18 protein-coding genes and 2 rRNA genes (1 of these 20 only partly in view) are annotated in these 19,978 nt (G+C 56.7%); 5 read left to right on the top strand and 15 right to left on the bottom strand.

From position 1 onward, the window contains the following. Positions 1-59 precede the first annotated feature (59 nt). The 3 genes from AAIA72_RS00115 to AAIA72_RS00105 are packed head-to-tail and all read left to right on the top strand — an operon-like array spanning position 60 to position 2,843. Positions 60-1,883, top strand: a complete 1,824-nt coding sequence (locus AAIA72_RS00115; RefSeq protein ID WP_369601436.1) for a penicillin-binding protein activator — start codon at positions 60-62, stop codon at positions 1,881-1,883. After that, positions 1,880-2,224 carry a YraN family protein gene (locus AAIA72_RS00110; RefSeq protein ID WP_369601435.1) on the top strand — a complete coding sequence of 115 codons (345 nt, stop codon included), beginning with the start codon at positions 1,880-1,882 and terminating at the stop codon, positions 2,222-2,224. Before AAIA72_RS00115 ends, AAIA72_RS00110 begins: the two co-directional genes overlap by 4 nt. A 25-nt stretch (positions 2,225-2,249) precedes the next feature. Then, positions 2,250-2,843 (top strand): phosphoheptose isomerase, encoded by a 594-nt coding sequence (locus AAIA72_RS00105; protein ID WP_369601434.1) that lies wholly within the window; start codon positions 2,250-2,252, stop codon positions 2,841-2,843. Between the two features lie 63 nt (positions 2,844-2,906). Here AAIA72_RS00105 and AAIA72_RS00100 read toward each other — a convergent pair whose 3' ends face one another. From AAIA72_RS00100 to petA, 5 genes are all read right to left on the bottom strand, one after another. Then, a complete protein-coding gene (locus AAIA72_RS00100; RefSeq protein WP_369601433.1) occupies positions 2,907-3,323 on the bottom strand; it encodes a ClpXP protease specificity-enhancing factor in 417 nt (138 codons plus the stop codon). After that, entirely contained in the window at positions 3,323-3,952 is a 630-nt protein-coding gene (locus AAIA72_RS00095; RefSeq protein WP_369601432.1) for a glutathione S-transferase N-terminal domain-containing protein, read from the bottom strand. Before AAIA72_RS00095 ends, AAIA72_RS00100 begins: the two co-directional genes overlap by 1 nt. A 110-nt stretch (positions 3,953-4,062) precedes the next feature. Beyond that, entirely contained in the window at positions 4,063-4,818 is a 756-nt protein-coding gene (locus AAIA72_RS00090; RefSeq protein WP_369601431.1) for a cytochrome c1, read from the bottom strand. Next, positions 4,815-6,050, bottom strand: coding sequence for a cytochrome bc complex cytochrome b subunit (locus tag AAIA72_RS00085; protein ID WP_369601430.1), 1,236 nt, complete (start codon positions 6,048-6,050; stop codon positions 4,815-4,817). Before AAIA72_RS00085 ends, AAIA72_RS00090 begins: the two co-directional genes overlap by 4 nt. After that, complete coding sequence (petA, locus tag AAIA72_RS00080) at positions 6,050-6,649, bottom strand: ubiquinol-cytochrome c reductase iron-sulfur subunit (RefSeq protein WP_369601429.1); 600 nt, start codon at positions 6,647-6,649, stop codon at positions 6,050-6,052. Before petA ends, AAIA72_RS00085 begins: the two co-directional genes overlap by 1 nt. Before the next feature lie 200 nt (positions 6,650-6,849). Here petA and AAIA72_RS00075 point away from each other — a divergent pair, with 200 nt between their 5' ends. Next, positions 6,850-8,160 (top strand): ISNCY family transposase, encoded by a 1,311-nt coding sequence (locus AAIA72_RS00075; RefSeq protein ID WP_369599988.1) that lies wholly within the window; start codon positions 6,850-6,852, stop codon positions 8,158-8,160. A gap of 192 nt (positions 8,161-8,352) precedes the next feature. Here AAIA72_RS00075 and rpsI read toward each other — a convergent pair whose 3' ends face one another. From rpsI to AAIA72_RS00035, 8 genes are all read right to left on the bottom strand, one after another. Further along, entirely contained in the window at positions 8,353-8,745 is a 393-nt protein-coding gene (gene rpsI / locus AAIA72_RS00070) for a 30S ribosomal protein S9 (RefSeq protein WP_369601428.1), read from the bottom strand. 15 nt (positions 8,746-8,760) lie between these two features. After that, on the bottom strand, positions 8,761-9,189 hold the full coding sequence (gene rplM / locus AAIA72_RS00065; RefSeq protein ID WP_369601427.1) for a 50S ribosomal protein L13: 429 nt from the start codon (positions 9,187-9,189) through the stop codon (positions 8,761-8,763). A 154-nt stretch (positions 9,190-9,343) separates the two neighbouring features. After that, positions 9,344-10,165, bottom strand: a complete 822-nt coding sequence (locus AAIA72_RS00060) for a TatD family hydrolase (RefSeq protein WP_369601426.1) — start codon at positions 10,163-10,165, stop codon at positions 9,344-9,346. Further along, positions 10,155-11,741, bottom strand: a complete 1,587-nt coding sequence (prfC, locus tag AAIA72_RS00055; protein WP_369601425.1) for a peptide chain release factor 3 — start codon at positions 11,739-11,741, stop codon at positions 10,155-10,157. Before prfC ends, AAIA72_RS00060 begins: the two co-directional genes overlap by 11 nt. 108 nt (positions 11,742-11,849) lie before the next feature. Beyond that, a complete protein-coding gene (locus AAIA72_RS00050) occupies positions 11,850-12,506 on the bottom strand; it encodes an energy-coupling factor ABC transporter permease (protein WP_369601424.1) in 657 nt (218 codons plus the stop codon). Between the two features lie 2 nt (positions 12,507-12,508). After that, positions 12,509-12,964 carry a ribosomal protein S18-alanine N-acetyltransferase gene (gene rimI / locus AAIA72_RS00045; protein WP_369601423.1) on the bottom strand — a complete coding sequence of 152 codons (456 nt, stop codon included), beginning with the start codon at positions 12,962-12,964 and terminating at the stop codon, positions 12,509-12,511. Between the two features lie 2 nt (positions 12,965-12,966). Then, positions 12,967-13,686 (bottom strand): hypothetical protein, encoded by a 720-nt coding sequence (locus AAIA72_RS00040; protein ID WP_369601422.1) that lies wholly within the window; start codon positions 13,684-13,686, stop codon positions 12,967-12,969. Next, on the bottom strand, positions 13,679-15,223 hold the full coding sequence (locus AAIA72_RS00035; protein WP_369601421.1) for a 2-isopropylmalate synthase: 1,545 nt from the start codon (positions 15,221-15,223) through the stop codon (positions 13,679-13,681). The genes AAIA72_RS00040 and AAIA72_RS00035 overlap by 8 nt, the downstream gene beginning before the upstream one ends. 386 nt (positions 15,224-15,609) lie before the next feature. Here AAIA72_RS00035 and AAIA72_RS00030 point away from each other — a divergent pair, with 386 nt between their 5' ends. After that, positions 15,610-16,779 (top strand): ISNCY family transposase, encoded by a 1,170-nt coding sequence (locus tag AAIA72_RS00030; RefSeq protein WP_369600308.1) that lies wholly within the window; start codon positions 15,610-15,612, stop codon positions 16,777-16,779. Between the two features lie 292 nt (positions 16,780-17,071). Here AAIA72_RS00030 and rrf read toward each other — a convergent pair. Continuing rightward, positions 17,072-17,186: ribosomal RNA gene (gene rrf, locus AAIA72_RS00025) — 5S ribosomal RNA — on the bottom strand. 78 nt (positions 17,187-17,264) lie between these two features. Then, positions 17,265-19,978 (bottom strand): 23S ribosomal RNA (locus AAIA72_RS00020) (it continues 180 nt past the right edge of the window).

The raw sequence follows: 19,978 nt of genomic DNA, 5'->3' as shown, positions 1-19,978 counted from the left end.
TTCAGCCTGACACCCCTTCTCTGATACAATGCCGCCATATCAACCAGATCGGGACGTTCATGAAAAGGGCAATTGTAGCGGCATCCCTGTGTGTTATCACGCTGCTATTTACAGGTTGTGCCAGCACACCGAAACAAGCACCGACCACCACGACAAGTCAGACGGCAGCTAATACACCACAGGCACTCCTCGAACAAGCCAGATCCGCACTTTCCCCGCAAAGGGAACGCCTCTTGCTGGATGCTGCCCGACTGTTGCGCGAGCTGGGTGAGCTGGAACAGGCCAGACTGATTGTCCAAACACTCGCCCTGACGGAATCCAGTCTGCCGGTACCGGACCGAATGACACTGAACCGATTGGCCATCGAACTGGAATTGCAGCGCGGACAACCTGAAAATGCGCTTGTCCCCGCAGACCGATTGGCAGCATTGCCTCTGGATCAACAACCACTGGACGACCTGCGTGCCACACTCGCGCAGCTGGCAGACGTCTACGAACTCAACGGCCAGTCGCTCAAAGCGGCATACTGGCTCACACGACTGTCCGGGCTGGAACCGGCGGAATCCGCCCCCGACTTCAGCCAGCGGATCTGGACACATCTGTCGGGCGTCCCGACCGGAGAACTCGAGGATGCCATGAACCTCGAGCCGGAAACGACCGGTGACTGGTACGGCTGGCTGGAACTTGCGGTCAGCATCAAACAGGCACTGGGACGCCTGGAACTCCAACGCCAGGCTCTGGAGCAGTGGCAGACCCTGTGGCCTGGCCACCCTGCAGCCCTCTATCCCCCGGAGGAGCTGACCCTGATCGCTCGCTTTGAGTCCGTCACACCGAAAACGGTTCTTGTGGCGCTTCCGCAAAGCGGCCGGCTGGGCGCCGCAGGCCAGGCGATCCGTGATGGCCTCATTGCCGCATGGTATCAGCTGAATCCCGACACACGTCCCAGACTCCTTCTGGCCGACAGCAATCAACTATCCACTGAGTCACTCGGCTCACTTCTCGACCGCGAAAGCATTGACGCCATCGTTGGCCCATTGGACAAGACGCGCATCCGGCAGTGGATACAGGCCGGCTTTTCCACCCCCATGCTGGCCATGAACACCCCCGACTCAACAACACCAGACGCGGCAATATCCCACTATTTTTTTGCACTTTCGGGTGAAGATGAACTTCGCCAGATTGCGGAACGCCTCTCTGCAGAGGGTCGGCGGCGTATTGCAGTGATTTACCCCGACACCGACTGGGCGCGTGACGCCGTCAACAGCTTCCGCAGCCAGGCCAGCCTGCTGGGCGTGCAGATTACAAGCGAACAGACTTACGGCAGAACCGATAATCTGAGCACCCAGGTGGGGAAACTGGTAGGCACTTCAGAAAGCCGGCAGCGGGGGCGAACACTCCAGACTGTTCTGGGAGAGAAGCTGGACTACCGACTTCGTGCCCGGAGTGATATCGACGCCATCATCATGATCGCAACTCCCGTAAGCGGCCGTCAGATCAAGCCTCTTCTCGCGTTTCACTACGCGGGCGGTATTCCCGTTTATGCCACCTCTTTGATTCACAGTGGTATTGTCGCCCCCGAAAAGGACAAGGATCTGAACGGCGTACGCTTCCCGGAAATGCCCTGGATGCTGACCCGCTCGAACCCGGTGAAGGTTGCCGTAACGGTTGAGGGTGCTCAGCCCGCCTACCTGAGACTTTATGCGCTGGGTGCCGATGCGCTGGAAATCATTCGACGGCTTCCTTTTCTGAAAGCCTTTGACGCCTTTGAACTGGACGGTGTAACGGGCCTGATATACAAAGCCACGCCCCGAAGGTTGGGCCGCCGTCTCCAGTGGGCCTATTTTGAGAACGGCCAAGTCTTTCCGGAAACCGGCTCACCATGACTCACAGCCCAACCCAGATTACCGGTTTCAAGTGGGAAGCCCGGGCCGAAGCCTGGCTCAGGTCAAAGGGACTGGAGCCGGTCACGCGCAACTTTCGCTGCAAGACCGGCGAAATCGACCTGATCATGCAGGACGGCGATACACTGGTCTTCGTTGAGGTGAAGTACCGCCGTACGGACCTTTTTGCCTCACCACTCGAACAGATCACGCCAGCAAAACAACGCAAACTCAGACGCACGGCAGAATTCTATCTTCAGCGGCTGGCAAGCCAACCGCCCTGCCGCTTTGATGTGGTAAGCTTTACCTCCGATACGCCCGAGTGGATACAGAACGCGTTTTAAAGCCAACACCAAACCAGGAATGACAATGGACCCGATAGCCCGTATTCAATCCCTGTTCATGGCCAGCATTGAGACCAAACAGCAGGCTCTGGCCACCCTACCCCAATCCATCGCGGAAGCCGGACAAATCATGGTGGAAGCGCTGCTCTCCGACCACAAGATTTTGTGTTGTGGCAATGGTGGATCGGCCGGCGACTCGCAGCATTTTTCCTCGGAGCTTCTCAACCGTTTTGAACGGGAGAGGCCCAGTCTGCCGGCGATCGCGCTGACGACAGATACATCGACACTGACCTCAATCGCCAATGACTATCACTACAATGATGTGTTCGCGAAACAGATCAGGGCCTTGGGTCAGAGTGGCGACATACTGCTGGCCATCTCCACCAGCGGCAACTCCGCCAACGTGATTCAGGCCATCAAGGCAGCTCAGGACCGCGACATGCGGATTGTCGCCCTGACAGGCAAGAATGGCGGCAACATGGCGTCACTGATTCGCCCCGAAGATGTAGAGATTCGCGTGCCGGCAGACTCGACTGCGCGCATCCAGGAAGTTCACCTGCTAGTGATTCATAGTCTTTGCGACTACATCGACAATCAGATTTTTGGTCCGGCAGAGTAACCGGAAAAGCGTTTGGCGAGTCACACCCGATAGATGAAGCCCGCCTAGTGGCGGGCTTCATGTTTACTTGACCACTTTCAGATGCGGCTTCCCCGAACCAGGTGCCTTTGGCGGCTCATCCGAGGGCGGCGTATCGTCCGGATCCGGGTGGAAACCGGGCTCAGCCCCGAAAACCATCCCCTGACCATTCTCCCTTGCATAGACGGCCAGCACCGCACGGACGGGCACCCTCACAGCGGTCGGCACACCGCCAAAACGGGCACTGAACTCGATCCACTCGTTACCCAGCGTCAACCCCCGAACAGCTCCGGGGCTGATATTCAGCACGATCTGACCCGCGCTGACGTAATCGGAGGGGACATCCACCCCGGTACAACCGGCATCCACAACCAGGTAAGGCGTGAGCCCGTTGTCGAGGATCCACTCGTTCAGCGCCCTGATCAGGTAAGGGCGACTGCTGGTCATCGGCCTGTCAGGCATCAGGCACGCATCTCCTGTTCAAGTTCAGACAAGCTTGCCTTGAAAGATTCGCGCTTGAACAGTCGATCCATGTAACGACGCAGCGGCCGGGTGGGCTTTTCGGGCAGCTTGACGCCCAGGTAGTCCAGGCGCCAGAGAATCGGCGCAACGACACAGTCGATCAGCGAGAACTCCTCGCGCATGAAGAATTCCTTGTCCTCAAAGATCGGCGAAATACTGGTGAGGCTTTCTGCCAGCTCCTTGCGAGCCGCGTCGGCATCGGCACCGTCCGGCTGAGCAATGATACGATCCACCAGCGGACTCCAGTCCCGGTCGACCCGGTACATCAGCAGACGACTCTGTGCGCGCTCTACCGGATAAACCGGCAACAGAGGCGGATGCGGAAACCGCTCATCCAGATACTCCATGATGATATTCGGTTGGTACAGGGAAAGCTCCCGATCCACCAGAGTGGGCAGAGTGTTGTAAGGATTGTAGTCCGCCAGTTCCTGAGGCAGGTCATCCGGGTTCACATTTATAATATCCACTGCCACGCCCTTTTCCGCGAGCACAATGCGCACGCGGTGGCTGTAGTGGCTCAGCGGGTCGGAAAAAAAAGTCATTGAAGATCGCTTTGTCACGATCGCCATGGAATCACCTCACGCCAGTGGCATCAGTCCAGGAAATTTAAACGCAAACGGCTCCGGTGCACCGCAGCACACCGGAACCGGTCAAAACGGTCGGATTATACACCAAGACTTCAGTGTACGTCCTTCCAATACTCCTTGTTCAGGAGGTACGCGAAGATGAACAGTATCACCAGGAAGCCAAGTACCCAGGGCGCAATGGCTTCTGCCTGAAGGCGTGCCGGTTCGCCGACGTAAACCAGGAAGTTCACCAGATCGCGCATGGCGGCATCATATTCCTCAGGAGTCATGCTGCCCTTCATGGCAAACTCTTCGCAGCCGCTCTTGCCCTTGACCTGACCACTCAACGGGTCGATCTCGGTGACCGCACCAATATGAGGCGGCTTGGCACACAGACCCTGCAACTCCACCAGCACATGGGGCATACCCACGTCCTTGAAGACCACATTGTTGACACCCCAGGGACGTGACTCATCCTTGTAGAAGCCGCGCAGGTAGGAATACAACCAGTCTGCGCCACGGAGCCGTGCAACGAGCGTGAGATCCGGCGGTGTGGCACCGAACCAGGTCTTGCTGTCCTTGCTGTCCATGGCAATGGTCATCAGTGAGCCGATCTTGTCATCACCAAAGATCAGGTTTTTCTCGTACACTTCGTTCGGGATACCCGCATCGTTGGCAATCCGCTCATAGCGGCTGTACTTCATGCTGTGACAGCCGAGACAGTAGTTCGTGAACAGCTTCACGCCACGCTGAAGAGACGCCTGATCACGAATATCCACTGACACCTTGTCGAGGTGCACATTGCCTACCGAGGCCCATGCCATGGGCATCCACAGCACGACGGCCAGAACTTTGATCAACTGTTTCATTTGCATGTCACCCTCTCCGGCTCTGGCTTGGTCTTCTCAGCGCGGGTGTACCAAGGCATCAGGATAAAGAACAGGAAGTACACCACGGTCATGATCTGAGCTACAGTCGTACGGCCTGGCGTTGCGGGCAACGCCCCAAGATATCCCAGCACCACGAAGGCAATCGCAAATGCAAACAGGAAAATACGGCTGAGCACGCCCTTGTAACGAATGGACTTGACCGGGCTCCGATCCAGCCAAGGCAGGACAAACAGAATGGCAATGGCCGCTCCCATGACCACCACACCCCAGAATTTCGCATCCATTCCGAAAAGCGGATAGGTCACTGCACGCAGCATGGCGTAGAACGGCGTGAAGTACCAGACGGGTGCAATGTGCTCAGGTGTCTTGAGGGGGTTGGCCTCCTCAAAGTTGGGCTTCTCCAGGAAGTAGCCGCCCATTTCCGGGAAATAGAACACCACGGTACAGAACACGAACAGGAAAACAACCAGCGCAACGATATCGTGAACCGTGTAGTAGGGATGGAAGGGAATGCCGTCCAGAGGCACACCGTTCTCGTCCTTGTGCTTCTTGATTTCCACGCCATCAGGGTTGTTGGAACCGACTTCATGCAGAGCAAGCAGGTGCAGCACGACCAGCCCCACAAGTACGAGCGGAATTGCGATAACGTGCAGCGCGAAGAAGCGGTTCAGGGTAATCCCTGAAATCAGATAGTCACCACGGATCCACTGAGCCAGATCCTCACCCACAACCGGGATAGCGCCAAACAGACTGACAATAACCTGGGCCCCCCAGTACGACATCTGTCCCCAGGGCAGCAGATAGCCCATGAAGGCTTCCGCCATCAGCGCCAGATAAATGGCCATACCGAAGATCCACACCAGCTCGCGGGGCTTCTTGTAGGAGCCGTACATCAGACCCCGGAACATGTGCAGATAAACAACCACGAAGAAGGCCGATGCTCCTGTCGAATGCAGGTAGCGCAACAGCCAGCCGTACTCCACATCACGCATGATGTATTCAACGGATGCAAAGGCACCTTCCGCTGACGGGTTGTAGCTCATGGTAAGCCAGATACCCGTAACGAGCTGGTTGATCAGCACAACCAGTGACAGGGATCCGAAGAAATACCAGAAATTGAAGTTTTTCGGCGCATAGTACTTGCTCATGTGGCGTTCAAAAGCAGCCACCACCGGCAAGCGCGCATCAATCCAGTTAATCAGCTTTTCCATTACGCAGCCTCCTGGTCCACACCAACTTCGACCGTTATCTCATCAAGGTAGCGATGAGGAGGAATGACCAGGTTGGTCGGCGCCGGCACACTCTTGTATACGTGCCCCGCCAGATCGAACCGCGAGCCATGACACGGGCAGAAGAATCCCCCAAGCCACTCCTCGCCCAGATCTTCCGGCCCGACTTCCGGACGGTACTTGGGAGAACAACCCAGATGAGTACAGAGGCCGACCGCAATCAGATATTCATCCTTGATTGACCGATACTTGTTCTTGGCATACGGAGGCTGCTGCTCCCGCTCTGACTGAGGGTCGGCAAGGATCCCTTGCTCAATCAGCTTGTCAATGTTCTGCAGCATCTCCTGTGTGCGCCGCACCACCCAGACGGGCTTGCCCCGCCACTCAACAATCATCTGCTGCCCCGGCTCAAGCTTGCTGATGTTCACCTTCACAGGTGCACCTGCAGACTTGGCCTTGGCGCTCGGATTCCAGGACGCAACAAACGGTACCGCGGCACCCACGACACCCACTCCACCGACAACGGAGGTTGCGCCTACCAAGAAACGACGGCGACTTTTATTTACGTCGTCATGTGTCATACCGGCTTTCTCCCATCAGGCACATTATATGGCGACCGGAAGGCCGCCAGTTCTATCAAGAGCACGCTATCAAAAACGGCACACATAGTAATGAAATTACCCTTGCGATACAAGGAAACTCCAGCACGTGTTAGCCCAAAGCTGTAATGTCCCCTTCTCGCAATTCTAAAATGTCCCCTTTTGGGATACAGGAGGGGGCAATGGCAGAGGAGACCATTGCAATGACGCAAAAAGCGATCGATCGGCTGGCAATCATTCAGCAGGTGACCGCAAAACAGCTTCGGCAACAGGAAGCTGCCCGGCAGCTTGGGCTGAGTGTCCGGCAAGTTAAGCGTCTGGTCGCCCGCTTTCGTCAGAAGGGGCCGTCAGGACTGGTTTCCGGCCATCTCGGTAAACGCCCGGGCAATGCAATTCCCGGGGCCGTGCGCAAGGAAGTACTCTCTCTGGTTCGCACACGCTACCCTGATTTCGGACCAACGCTTGCCTGTGAAAAACTCACCGCACTGCATGGATACAAGCTGTCAGCCGAGACCCTCCGACAGTGGATGATCGCTGACGGACTCTGGAAACCCGGAAAACGCAAGGCCGCCCGGATTCACCAGCGACGTCCCAGACGGCCCTGTCGCGGCGAGCTGATTCAGATTGACGGCTCACCACATGACTGGTTTGAAGGGCGCGGCCCGCGCTGCACCCTGATCGTGTTCATTGATGACGCCACCAGTGAACTGATGGCATTACGCTTCGCCCCGGCCGAGACCACCTGGGCTTACCTGCAGACACTGCAAGGCTATCTGGCCGAGCACGGCCGCCCCGCTGCTTTGTATTCCGACAAGCACAGCATCTTCCGGGTAAACCAACCCGAGCGCGAAGGTGAGCTGACCCAGTTCACCCGGGCTCTCAAAACGCTGGATATCGAGCCCATTCATGCCAATACCCCTCAGGCCAAGGGGCGTGTCGAGCGTGCCAACCAGACGCTTCAGGACCGCCTCGTCAAGGAGTTGCGTCTTGCGGGCATCTCGGACATTGAGACCGCCAATGCCTGGCTGCCGGGCTTTATGCGCGATTTCAACGCACGCTTTGCCAAACCCGCCCAGAACGCCACGGATGCTCACCGCCCCGTTCTGCACACACCAGAGGAGCTGGCGCTCATCCTGTGCCTGCACAACCACCGAAAGCTCTCAAAGAACCTGACCTTTCAGTTCAGGAACCGGGAATACCAGCTCACCGGCTATGGAAAGGGCTATCGGCTCCGGGGCGCCCGGATCACCATCTGTGAAGCACAGGATGGCCATGTGACGGTGCTCCACAAAGGGCATCAACTGGATTGGCAAATCCTGAGCGAAGGCGAGCCCCCGGTCCCTTTGGATGACGAGAAAAGCCTCCACCAACGTGTCGACAAGGCGAGAGCCAGACAAAAGGCATCCTCAGGCAGAAAGCCCGCGCCGGACCATCCATGGCGACGTTCTCCGGTTGGTAAAGCGGCCTCCGGCAGGCAGTCGGTAACCTCCTGAAACAGGATACCCAAAGGGGACACTTTAGCTTTGGTAAAAAGGGGACATTTTAGAATTGGGTTGACAGGAAACTCCAGCACGATACCACTTCAGCAAGATGCCGGAATTGCCTTACATCAAGAACACTATAGTCACTGCAGACAAAAAAATACCCGGCAGGGCCGGGTATTGTTTCTGAGCGCCAGCGCGAAATTAACGCTTGGAGAACTGCGGGCGGCGACGTGCCTTGCGCAGACCCACTTTCTTCCGCTCGACCTCACGGGCATCACGAGTCACGAAGCCGGCCTGACGCAGCGCCGGACGCAGCGTTTCGTCATAGTTCATCAGCGCACGCGTGATACCGTGGCGAATCGCGCCGGCCTGACCGGAAGGACCACCGCCCTTGACCGTCACCACCACGTCAAACTTGTCAGTCATCTGAACCAGCTCGAGCGGCTGACGCACAATCATGCGAGACGTTTCACGACCAAAATACTGATCCAGCGGCTTGCGGTTAATCGTGATCTGACCGCTGCCCGGCTTCATGAATACACGAGCAGAGGAAGTCTTGCGGCGACCAGTTCCATAGTATTGAGTAACAGCCATAGCTTAACCTTCCTCTTACAGTTTCAGTTCGATCGGTTGCTGTGCGGTATGCGGATGCTCACTGCCTGCATACACCTTCAGTTTGCGCAGCATGGCGCGACCCAGCGGATTGCGGGGCATCATGCCTTTTACAGCCAACTCGATCACACGCTCGGGCTTGTGCGCAATCAGCTTCTCGAAGCTGATTTCACGCAGACCACCAGGGTAACCGGTATGACGGTAGTATTTCTTGTCCTGAGCCTTGCGACCGGTGACGCGCACCTTCTCTGCATTGATCACGACAATGTAATCACCGGTATCCACGTGCGGCGTGTATTCCGGCTTGTGCTTGCCCCTCAGGCGACGGGCAATCTCGGTGGACAGACGTCCGAGCGTTTTATCTGTCGCATCCACGACGTACCAGTCACGCTTGACTGTCTCAGGTTTTGCGCTAATCGTTTTCATCTATATCCCGCCTTGATTTCGGCCTCTCACAGAAGCCACTCAATTCGATTTGGTTCGGTTCCACACTCGACAACGCAACGGGGCATTTACATTATCTTATGCAAATCCGGGCGCGCAATTATAAGGGCCTGCATCTGAAAAATCCAGCCCCGAGTCACCTCTTTTCCACCTGTATCGCCCCGTAACGGGAAAACAGATGGCAAGTGTTTGAAGACAGGATACATTTCCAATCTAAATCAGGCTCACCCGTTGTCTGACTCTCCAACGCTTCCAGCCTTTCCACCACACGCGCCAGATTGGCCGGCTCGTTGCGCCGCCCGGGCCATGCTGCTGCCTTCATGTCCGGCGCATCCGTTTCCACCAGAATGCGTTCCTTCGGCACCGATCTCAGTACAGCCAGCCATTTCTCAGCTTTGCGGTCCTCAAGCAGCCCGCCCAGCCCGATATATCCTCCCAGCGACACGTAACCCAGCGCCACCTCGGCCGAACCTGAAAAGGCATGGACAACAAACCCATATTCAGGCGGACACCGTGACAACAGCTCCAGAAGACGCCCGTGCCGACGCACACAATGCAGTATCACCGGCAAGCCGAACTGGTTGGCCAGACTGATCTGTGCCAGCAAGCCCTCCTCCTGGGCACGACTGGCTCCACGAAGGCGATCCAGTCCACATTCGCCTATTGCCACAATGGGTTCATGTCGCCTGATGGCTTCACCCACTGCATTTTCCAACGCCTCAAGCGCCTCACCCCGGCAAACATGACTCCACCAGGGGTGTATGCCGAGCGCAAATGCAGCGCCCCGAGTGCTTGCACAAACAGCCCGCACCCGAGACCAGTTTCCAGGTTCCACCCCCGGCACAATCCAGCCCCGGATGCCCTGCGCGTGCGCATCCGATATCACCCGCTCCAGATCACCGGCCCTCAGAAAGGCATCCAGATGACAGTGAGTGTCGATCCAGCCGTCAGTGTTCACGTGTCTTGCGGAACTCGATATCAGGATACCGTTCCTGCGCGAGCGACAGGTTGACGTTGGTGGGCGCGAGATAGGTCAGATTATCTCCGCCATCAAGCGCCAGATTATCGGAAACCTTGCGACGGAACTCATCCAGCTTTCTTTCATCCTTGCAACTCACCCATCGTGCAGCCACCACATTCACCGGCTCGTAAATGGCCTCCACCTTATACTCGGACTTGAGGCGGTGAACCACCACGTCAAACTGCAGCGTTCCCACCGCACCGACGATCAGGTCATTGGTATTCAAGGGCCGGAAGACCTGTACGGCGCCCTCTTCCGACAACTGGATCAGTCCCTTCTGAAGCTGTTTCATCTTCAGCGGATCCTTCAACCGTATCCGGCGGAAGAGCTCCGGCGCAAAGTTGGGGATGCCCGTAAACTTCAGATCTTCGCCTTCGGTAAAGGTGTCACCAATCTGAATGGTGCCGTGATTGTGCAGGCCGATGATGTCACCCGCATAGGCCTCTTCCACTCTGGAACGATCTCCGGCCATGAATGTCAGTGCATCGGCTATGCGCACGTCCTTCCCCAGCCGGCAATGGCGGATCTTCATGCCCTGCCGATAGCAGCCTGACACAATGCGCAGGAAGGCCACGCGATCCCGGTGCATGGGATCCATGTTTGCCTGAATCTTGAAGACAAACCCCGAGAACGTCGGTTCTGTTGCCTCGACAACACGGGTTTCCGCCTGGCGCGGCAACGGAGCCGGCGCCCACTGGGTCAGCCCATCCAGCATGTGGTCCACACCAAAATTGCCCAAGGCAGTACCGAAATAGACCGGTGTCAGCAGCCCCTTGCGGAAAAGCTCCAGATCGAACTCATGTGAGGCGGCCTGAACCAGCTCCACTTGCTCTCTGAGCTCCTCAGCATGGTCACCCAGCACCTCATCCGCCTCGGGACTGTTCAGACCACGGATCACACGGCTATCCTGAACCCGATGCCCCTGCCCACCCTGATAGAGGATGATCTCGTCCCGCATCAGGTGGTAAACACCCTTGAACTGCTTTCCCATGCCTATGGGCCAGGTGATGGGTGCACAGTGGATCTGCAGGATGTCTTCCACTTCGTCAAGCAGCTCAATGGGATCACGGATATCCCGGTCAAGCTTGTTCATGAAGGTGATGATCGGCGTATCACGCAGCCGGGTGACTTCCATGAGCTTGATGGTGCGTTCCTCGACGCCTTTCGCTGCGTCAATTACCATGAGGCAGGCATCCACAGCCGTCAGGGTCCGATAGGTGTCCTCGGAGAAGTCTTCGTGCCCCGGCGTGTCCAGCAGGTTGACCAGGCAATCACCGTAAGGGAACTGCATGACGGAAGTGGTCACCGAAATGCCCCGCTCCTTTTCCATCTCCATCCAGTCGGATTTGGCAAACTGCCCTGACTTTTTTCCCTTGACTGTGCCGGCCTTCTGAATGGCATGCCCATGCAGAAGCACTTTTTCAGTAATTGTGGTCTTGCCCGCGTCCGGGTGAGAAATGATGGCGAAAGTACGCCGACGGGCAATTTCGTTTGCAATCGTATCGTTTGACATGTCTTCAGAGCCTGAGGCTGTTTTGTAAGCGCAAATGGAAGGAAGCCCTGTATTCTCCCCGATTCCCGGGCGCGACTCAATTGCGATCTTCCACGGGGCCCTGCAGCGCTACAGCTCTCTTAGCCCTCGCATGCTGTATAACCAGCCGGGGACGAAGATGACAAGTGCCGAAGCCAATGTACCGTTGAGAAACCCTTCGCCAAAGCCCAGCAAAATGGCATAGGGCAATAACAACCCAAGATTGTCCTGAATGTGAGGCCAGCTGATCCAGGCCAATAAAGAGCCACAACCCATCACCAGCAATATGCCAAGAATGCTTCCCAGAAACCCGTTCAACCAGATAAACACCAATGGATTGCTCCATGAACGCCCCGCAAGCCAGCCCCGCAGAAAAACCGGTGGCAGCAAGGCCAGGGACAGGAGAAGACCATCGACAGGTATCGCGCTCCAGCTCAACATCCCCATCAAGGCGTGGACGGCAAGCGCAGCGTTAAGTGCAATAAACGCCATGGCCTCACCCAGCATCAGCCAGGCAGCGCCCAACCCAAGAAAGTGAATGCTGATCGCGCCGTCGCCGAAGGGTGCAGCCAGCTTCCACAATAATGCGAGACCAACAACATTACCAAAGAACAGATGCTGCCCTTTTTCCACCGTGTAAAGCTGGTAACGGAGAATCGTCCGGAGGCTTACGGCTCCGATGAGCATCCAGATCAGGAAGGCCAGGGCGTATGGCCACTCGCTGATTGGCGACTGGTGAAAGACCACCCTCAATCCACCTTCTGACACGCCATGATAATGGCATCCTCCCGACCCTCTGTGGCGGGATAGTAGCCGTGGCGCACCCCGATCTCAACGAAACCGGCACTGGCATAAAGCGACTGAGCGACAACCTGGCTGGCACGCACCTCGAGAAAAATCGTTGACGCACCTTTTTCCCACAATCGGGCCATGAGCCGATCCAGCAGGTACCGTCCCAGTCCTTCACCCTGTCTGGCCGGAGCGATGCACAGATTCAGGACATGGCCTTCATCCAGCACCACGCTGATTATACCGTGGCCGATCACTCGGTCGTCATTAACAAGCACCCAGCTTTCGTTGGGTGCTCTGAGGCAATCCCGGAAATGTTTTTCGGACCAGGGGTGTGAGTAGGCCGCCCTTTCATTATGAAGCACGACGGGCAAGTCGTCTTCAGTCATCCGGCGCAACACAAAGGACTCATGCATGTCTACATCCGGTGTGCCTTGAGGTGCTGCCACAACGCTTTTTTTCCGGATTGCTGCTGAATCAGCTCTGATGCCGACTCAAATTCCGCGAACACCGTTGCATCCACGCCAAGGCTTTTTACAAATAGCTGTACGCGAGCCTTGGATACGGAAAAAAAGACCAGACAGCGACAAGGGCCTTCCAGACGCTTCAGAAACCTTGGAAGCAATCTTTCCAGCCCCGTTTTTTCCCACCTGACGGCCAACGGTGGCCAGACAAGCGTCAGCTCTTCAGGCGCTGCCCAACCCGGAAACCCCGCAATGCCCTCGACAACGCGCCTCATTGCTGCCAGATCCATGGCAAGCGCTGTCTCCGAATCCGACTCGGCAACGAAGAGCCACTCACCGGCACGGATCACCCCCAGACAACACGATGCCTGTGCATCAGCAGTCTCGCTCTTTCGGGACTGCGGCACATCGCTGACCCGCTCTGGTTCAGGTGCAACCTTCTCCGCGCGCTCAAGCGCCGGCTTCAGTCCCGCCACAATGGACTTTACCGGGACGGTGGCTTCCTGGCGTACGCCGGCTACGGCCTCCACGGAAGGCTGGCCTTTCCTTTCTTCAGACTCCCCGCCCCATGCATACCGGACCTTGTGGGCGCTACCTTCCAGCGGCTCTCGAGGGTACCACACTGTGATACCCAGCTGTGCGAGAAAGTCGTGCCGAACCCTGAGATCAGACATCGCTTTGCGGGTGCTGCCTGACCTGATTGGAGTCCAGAATATTCAGTGCGTGAACGTATGCCTTGGCGGATGCAATAACGATATCCGTATCGGCGCCCAAACCGTTTACGATACGCCCGCCTCTTTCCAGACGCACCGTCACCTCGCCCTGAGAGTCCGTGCCAGAGGTGATGTTGTTGACCGAATACAGCTGCAGGGAAGCCCCTGAGTCGACAATTTTTTCAATGGCCTTGAATGCTGCGTCCACAGGTCCGCTACCTTCGCTGGTTTCGGTGACCTCATGATCATTGATGGCCAGAGTGACACGGGCAACGGGCGTCACCCCGGTCTCTGAGCAGACAGACAGGCAGACCAGACGATATTTTTCCTTGAGACTGTTCTCGGTGGTGCTGCTGACCAGTGCCTGGATATCTTCATCAAAGATTTCCTGCTTCTTGTCGGCCAGTTCCTTGAAGCGTGCGAAGGCCTCGTTGAGCTGAGTTTCCGTCTCCAGCACGATACCCAGCTCCTGCAAGCGGGTACGGAAAGCATTGCGCCCGGAGTGCTTGCCAAGCACGATACTGTTGGTATGCCAGCCCACATCCTCCGCGCGCATGATTTCGTATGTTTCACGATGCTTGAGAATGCCATCCTGATGGATGCCTGACTCGTGCGCAAACGCATTCGCCCCCACAATCGCCTTGTTGGGCTGCACCGGAAAGCCTGTGATTGTCGAGACCAGGCGTGAAGTGGGCACAATATGACGGGTTTCGATGTTGGTTTCCACCGGAAACAGATCCTTTCTGGTCCGGACCGCCATCACAATTTCCTCGAGCGCGGCATTTCCCGCACGCTCTCCCAGACCGTTAATCGTACACTCTACCTGACGGGCGCCATTGAGAACCGCCTCCAGTGAATTGGCCACGGCCAGCCCAAGGTCATTATGACAATGCACTGAGAAGACAGCCTTGTCGGAATTGGGGATGCGCTCAATGAGTGTTCGGATGGTTTCTCCAAACTGACGAGGGATTGCGTAACCGACCGTATCCGGGATATTGATGGTGCTGGCACCGGCATCTATTGCCGCCTCAATAATACGGCACAGAAAGTCTATTTCCGATCGCCCGGCGTCCTCACAGGAGAACTCGACGTCATCGGTGTAGTTGCGAGCGTAGCGTACTGCCTTGACGGCATTTTCGATCACCTGATCGGGCTCCATCTGGAGCTTGTATTTCATGTGAATCGGTGATGTGGCAATAAACGTATGAATACGGGACATCCGGGCGGGCTTGAGCGCTTCTGCTGCGCGATCAATATCCTTCTCCAGAGCCCTCGCCAGACTGCAGACTCTTGATTCCGTGACGGCTGAAGCAATGGCATGAACCGCTTCAAAGTCGCCAGGGCTGGCGATGGCAAACCCCGCCTCAATCACATCGACACGCATCCGCTCAAGTGCTTTGGCAATGCGCAGCTTTTCGCTTTTATTCATGGTTGCGCCGGGGCTCTGTTCTCCGTCGCGCAAGGTCGTATCAAAGATAATCAGGCGTTCTCTGCTCACAGGGCTGTCCTCTCAAAACGGATGAGTCTTCTGTTATTTGCAAATCAAAGATCGAAGAAAAGGAATATTCTGCCTTACGGCAGAAGTCGCGGGAGGCAGAGACGACGAAGCAACAGGAAGGCAACGGAATGTATACCTGATCCGCGGGGATGATACGATCCCTTTCCAATCGCCGGTGTTCGGTTCGTCATGATGCTCTTACCAGTGTGATGTTTTTATGGAACCCTTAATATACTCGCTTCATTCTCCCGAATGCAACCGGGCTCATCTTCGGGTGTTGGGAGCAAATAAACTGTCCGGACTTGTAGCACGTGATTTGTCCGGTTTCATGATCACCAAGGAGGTGAGCCATGAGACGGACAGAACTGCTACAGGAGATCCGGAAAATGCGATTCGAAGAAGCCTATACGGGATGGACCGAGAAACGGCTGACCCAGGAAGAGGCGGCGCGGCTGCTGGGGGTCTGTGAGCGGACCTTCCGGCGCTATATCGACCGCTACGAGGAGGAGGGCCTCGACGGCCTGATCGACAAGCGCCTGAGTCAGGTTTCCCACCGCAAGGCCCCGGTGGATGAGGTTCTACGCCTCGAGGCGCTCTACAAGGAGCGCTACGACGGCTGGAACATCAAACACTTCTACAGCTTCTACCGCGACCGTCACGGCGGCACACGCAGCTATACCTGGGTACGGAACACCTTGCAGAAGGCAGGCCTGGTCAAGAAGGCACCGGCTCGGGGTAAGCATCGTCGACGCCGCGAGCGGGCGCCCATGGTCGGCATGATGCTCCACCAGGATGGCTCCACCCACGAATGGGTTCCCGGCCACCACTGGGATCTGATCATCACCTTCGATGACGCCACCTCTGAGCACTACTCCATGTTCTTCGTCGAGGAGGAAGGCACGGCTTCGAGCTTCCAGGCCATGCGAGAGGTCATCACCGATCACGGCCTTCCCTCGAGCCTCTATACCGACCGGGGCAGTCACTACTGGCACACCCCCAAGGCCGGCGGCAAGGTCGACAAGTCCAACCTCACCCAGTTCGGCAGGGCCATGGCCCAGCTCGGGGTCGAGATGATCCCCGCCTATTCCCCCGAGGCCCGGGGCCGCTGTGAGCGCCAGTTCGCCACCCATCAGGGACGCCTGCCCAAGGAACTTGCAGCCCAGGGCATTACCACCATGGCGGCGGCCAACCGCTACCTTCGGGAGCACTACCTGCCGGCCTTCAACCGGGAGTTCTGCGTCAAACCCGCCGTCGAGGGCAGCGCCTTCGTGCCTTTCATCGGCCCTGGACTGGACGACATCCTGTGTGAGCAGTACGAACGCACCGTGAACAAGGACAACTGCGTCTCGTTCGAGGGACTCAAGCTGCAGATCCCTGCCGACCGCTATCGGCGCCATTACGTCAAGGCCAAGGTTCGGGTACACCGTTATCCTGATCGCTCCCTGGCGATCTTCCACGGCCCCAGAAGACTGGCCAGTTACACCCCAGAAGGCCTGCCCTTCGACCCCCTCGAACCTATTGATCAGGCACCGGCCAACGTCCGCTGCCAAGTCTGATCATCAGTGGACCCAAAGCGGACAGTTTATGTGCTACAAAACCGGACAGTTCTATTTGTTGCTAACACCGGGCTCATCTTCGGGAGCCGGCCGCATGCCCGGATGAGTGGCACACGGCCGAGTGTTAACGCTGCAGACATAATCGCTTTCCCCTATCGTTCTGCTTCCCAGAGGCGCTTCTGATCTCATGCTCATGTCCATCTGATCAGGTACGGGAAAGGCGTGTGGACCAATTCGGCATACCCCAAACGCAAGAAGGCCCCGGTATTGCTACCGGGGCCTGGGATAAGATGCCTGACGATGACCTACTCTCGCATGGGCAATGCCACACTACCATCGGCGCTGGACTGTTTCACTTCTGAGTTCGGTATGGGGTCAGGTGGTTCCAGTCCGCTATGATCATCAGGCAAAAACCTGTTGCTCTCACAAACTGCTGAACGAAAGCTGCGCTACACTCGCAATCCAAAAAACCGCTTCGGTGTTATATGGTCAAGCCTCACGGGCAATTAGTACTGGTTAGCTCAACGCCTCACAGCGCTTACACGCCCAGCCTATCAACCTTGTGGTCTTCAAGGGCCCTTCAGGAGGATCAAGTCCTCAGGGAGACCTCATCTTGAAGGGGGCTTCCCGCTTAGATGCTTTCAGCGGTTATCCCGTCCGAACATAGCTACCCGGCAGTGCCACTGGCGTGACAACCGGAACACCAGAGGTTCGTCCACTCCGGTCCTCTCGTACTAGGAGCAGCTCTTCTCAAGTCTCCAACGTCCACGGCAGATAGGGACCGAACTGTCTCACGACGTTCTAAACCCAGCTCGCGTACCACTTTAAATGGCGAACAGCCATACCCTTGGGACCGGCTTCAGCCCCAGGATGTGATGAGCCGACATCGAGGTGCCAAACACCGCCGTCGATGTGAACTCTTGGGCGGTATCAGCCTGTTATCCCCGGAGTACCTTTTATCCGTTGAGCGATGGCCCTTCCATACAGAACCACCGGATCACTAAGACCTGCTTTCGCACCTGCTCGACTTGTCTGTCTCGCAGTCAAGCGCGCTTGTGCCTTTACACTAACCGTACGATGTCCGACCGTACTTAGCGCACCTTCGTGCTCCTCCGTTACTCTTTTGGAGGAGACCGCCCCAGTCAAACTACCCACCACACAGTGTCCTCGTCCTGGATAACAGGACAGAGTTAGAACCTCAACATGACCAGGGTGGTATTTCAAGGTCGGCTCCACCGGAACTGGCGTCCCGGCTTCAAAGCCTCCCACCTATCCTACACAAGTCATGTCAAAGTCCACTGTGAAGCTGTAGTAAAGGTTCACGGGGTCTTTCCGTCTAGCCGCGGATACACTGCATCTTCACAGCGATTTCAATTTCACTGAGTCTCGGGTGGAGACAGCGCCCCCATCGTTACGCCATTCGTGCAGGTCGGAACTTACCCGACAAGGAATTTCGCTACCTTAGGACCGTTATAGTTACGGCCGCCGTTTACCGGGGCTTCGATCAAGAGCTTCGCCCGAGGGCTAACCCCATCAATTAACCTTCCGGCACCGGGCAGGCGTCACACCCTATACGTCCACTTTCGTGTTTGCAGAGTGCTGTGTTTTTAATAAACAGTCGCAGGGGCCTGGTATCTTCGACCGGCTTCCGCTCCACCCGCAGGGGCTTCACGTACACACCGGCGTGCCTTCTCCCGAAGTTACGGCACCATTTTGCCTAGTTCCTTCACCCGAGTTCTCTCAAGCGCCTTGGTATTCTCTACCCGACCACCTGTGTCGGTTTAGGGTACGGTCACTCATAACCTGAAGCTTAGAGGCTTTTCCTGGAAGCTTGGCATCAACTGCTTCGCACTCCGAAGAGTACTTCGACATCACGCCTCAGGATTGTGGACCCGGATTTGCCTAAGTCCACTCCCTACACGCTTATACCGGGACAACCAACACCCGGCCAGCCTAGCCTTCTCCGTCCCCCCATCGCAGTTATGCGTGGTATCGGAATTTTAACCGATTTCCCATCGACTACACCTTTCGGTCTCGCCTTAGGGGCCGACTCACCCTGCGCCGATTAGCGTTGCGCAGGAACCCTTGGTCTTCCGGCGAGGAGGTTTTTCACCCCCTTTATCGTTACTCATGTCAGCATTCGCACTTCTGATACCTCCAGCATGCCTTCCGACACACCTTCAACGGCTTACAGAACGCTCCCCTACCCCGCATACTTGCGTATGCAGCCGCAGCTTCGGTGTCCAGTTTGAGCCCCGTTACATCTTCCGCGCAGGCCGACTCGACTAGTGAGCTATTACGCTTTCTTTAAAGGGTGGCTGCTTCTAAGCCAACCTCCTAGCTGTCTTAGCCTTCCCACATCGTTTCCCACTTAACTGGAACTTGGGGACCTTAGCTGGCGGTCTGGGTTGTTTCCCTCTTCACGACGGACGTTAGCACCCGCCGTGTGTCTCCCGGATATCACTCTACGGTATTCGGAGTTTGCATGGGGTTGGTAAGCCGAGATGGCCCCCTAGCCCAAACAGTGCTCTACCCCCGCAGGTGTCCATCCGAGGCGCTACCTAAATAGCTTTCGGGGAGAACCAGCTATCTCCGGGCTTGATTAGCCTTTCACTCCTATCCACAAGTCATCCCCTACCTTTTCAACGGGAGTGGGTTCGGGCCTCCAGTTGATGTTACTCAACCTTCACCCTGCTCATGGATAGATCGCCCGGTTTCGGGTCTACGCCTGGCGACTATGGCGCCCTGTTAAGACTCGGTTTCCCTACGGCTCCCCTATGCGGTTAACCTCGCCACCAAACGTAAGTCGCTGACCCATTATACAAAAGGTACGCAGTCACACCCGAAGGTGCTCCCACTGCTTGTACGCATACGGTTTCAGGTTCTATTTCACTCCCCTCTCCGGGGTTCTTTTCGCCTTTCCCTCACGGTACTGGTTCACTATCGGTCAACTGGGAGTATTTAGCCTTGGAGGATGGTCCCCCCATCTTCAGTCAAGATACCACGTGTCCCGACCTACTCGATTTCACACAGGATCGGCTTTTGTGTACGGGGCTATCACCCACTATGGCCGGACTTTCCAGACCGTTCCACTAGCCTCACCCATGCTTAAGGGCTGGTCCCCGTTCGCTCGCCGCTACTTAGGGAATCTCGGTTGATTTCTTTTCCTCCGGGTACTTAGATGTTTCAGTTCCCCGGG

The sequence above is a fragment of the Thermohahella caldifontis genome (assembly GCF_041153465.1).
GTDB classification, from domain to species: domain Bacteria; phylum Pseudomonadota; class Gammaproteobacteria; order Pseudomonadales; family Oleiphilaceae; genus Thermohahella; species Thermohahella caldifontis.
The sequence above is the reverse complement of the archived record's forward strand: the minus strand, read 5'-3'. Positions and strand labels throughout refer to the sequence as shown.

Coding starts and splice junctions, on each gene's coding strand:
- AAIA72_RS00115 (WP_369601436.1), top strand. CDS start 60: ATGAAAAGGGCAATTGTAGCGGCATCCCTGTGTGTTATCACGCTGCTA.
- AAIA72_RS00110 (WP_369601435.1), top strand. CDS start 1,880: ATGACTCACAGCCCAACCCAGATTACCGGTTTCAAGTGGGAAGCCCGG.
- AAIA72_RS00105 (WP_369601434.1), top strand. CDS start 2,250: ATGGACCCGATAGCCCGTATTCAATCCCTGTTCATGGCCAGCATTGAG.
- AAIA72_RS00100 (WP_369601433.1), bottom strand. CDS start 3,323: ATGCCTGACAGGCCGATGACCAGCAGTCGCCCTTACCTGATCAGGGCG.
- AAIA72_RS00095 (WP_369601432.1), bottom strand. CDS start 3,952: ATGGCGATCGTGACAAAGCGATCTTCAATGACTTTTTTTTCCGACCCG.
- AAIA72_RS00090 (WP_369601431.1), bottom strand. CDS start 4,818: ATGAAACAGTTGATCAAAGTTCTGGCCGTCGTGCTGTGGATGCCCATG.
- AAIA72_RS00085 (WP_369601430.1), bottom strand. CDS start 6,050: ATGGAAAAGCTGATTAACTGGATTGATGCGCGCTTGCCGGTGGTGGCT.
- petA (WP_369601429.1), bottom strand. CDS start 6,649: ATGACACATGACGACGTAAATAAAAGTCGCCGTCGTTTCTTGGTAGGC.
- AAIA72_RS00075 (WP_369599988.1), top strand. CDS start 6,850: ATGGCAGAGGAGACCATTGCAATGACGCAAAAAGCGATCGATCGGCTG.
- rpsI (WP_369601428.1), bottom strand. CDS start 8,745: ATGGCTGTTACTCAATACTATGGAACTGGTCGCCGCAAGACTTCCTCT.
- rplM (WP_369601427.1), bottom strand. CDS start 9,189: ATGAAAACGATTAGCGCAAAACCTGAGACAGTCAAGCGTGACTGGTAC.
- prfC (WP_369601425.1), bottom strand. CDS start 11,741: ATGTCAAACGATACGATTGCAAACGAAATTGCCCGTCGGCGTACTTTC.
- rimI (WP_369601423.1), bottom strand. CDS start 12,964: ATGCATGAGTCCTTTGTGTTGCGCCGGATGACTGAAGACGACTTGCCC.
- AAIA72_RS00040 (WP_369601422.1), bottom strand. CDS start 13,686: ATGTCTGATCTCAGGGTTCGGCACGACTTTCTCGCACAGCTGGGTATC.
- AAIA72_RS00030 (WP_369600308.1), top strand. CDS start 15,610: ATGCGATTCGAAGAAGCCTATACGGGATGGACCGAGAAACGGCTGACC.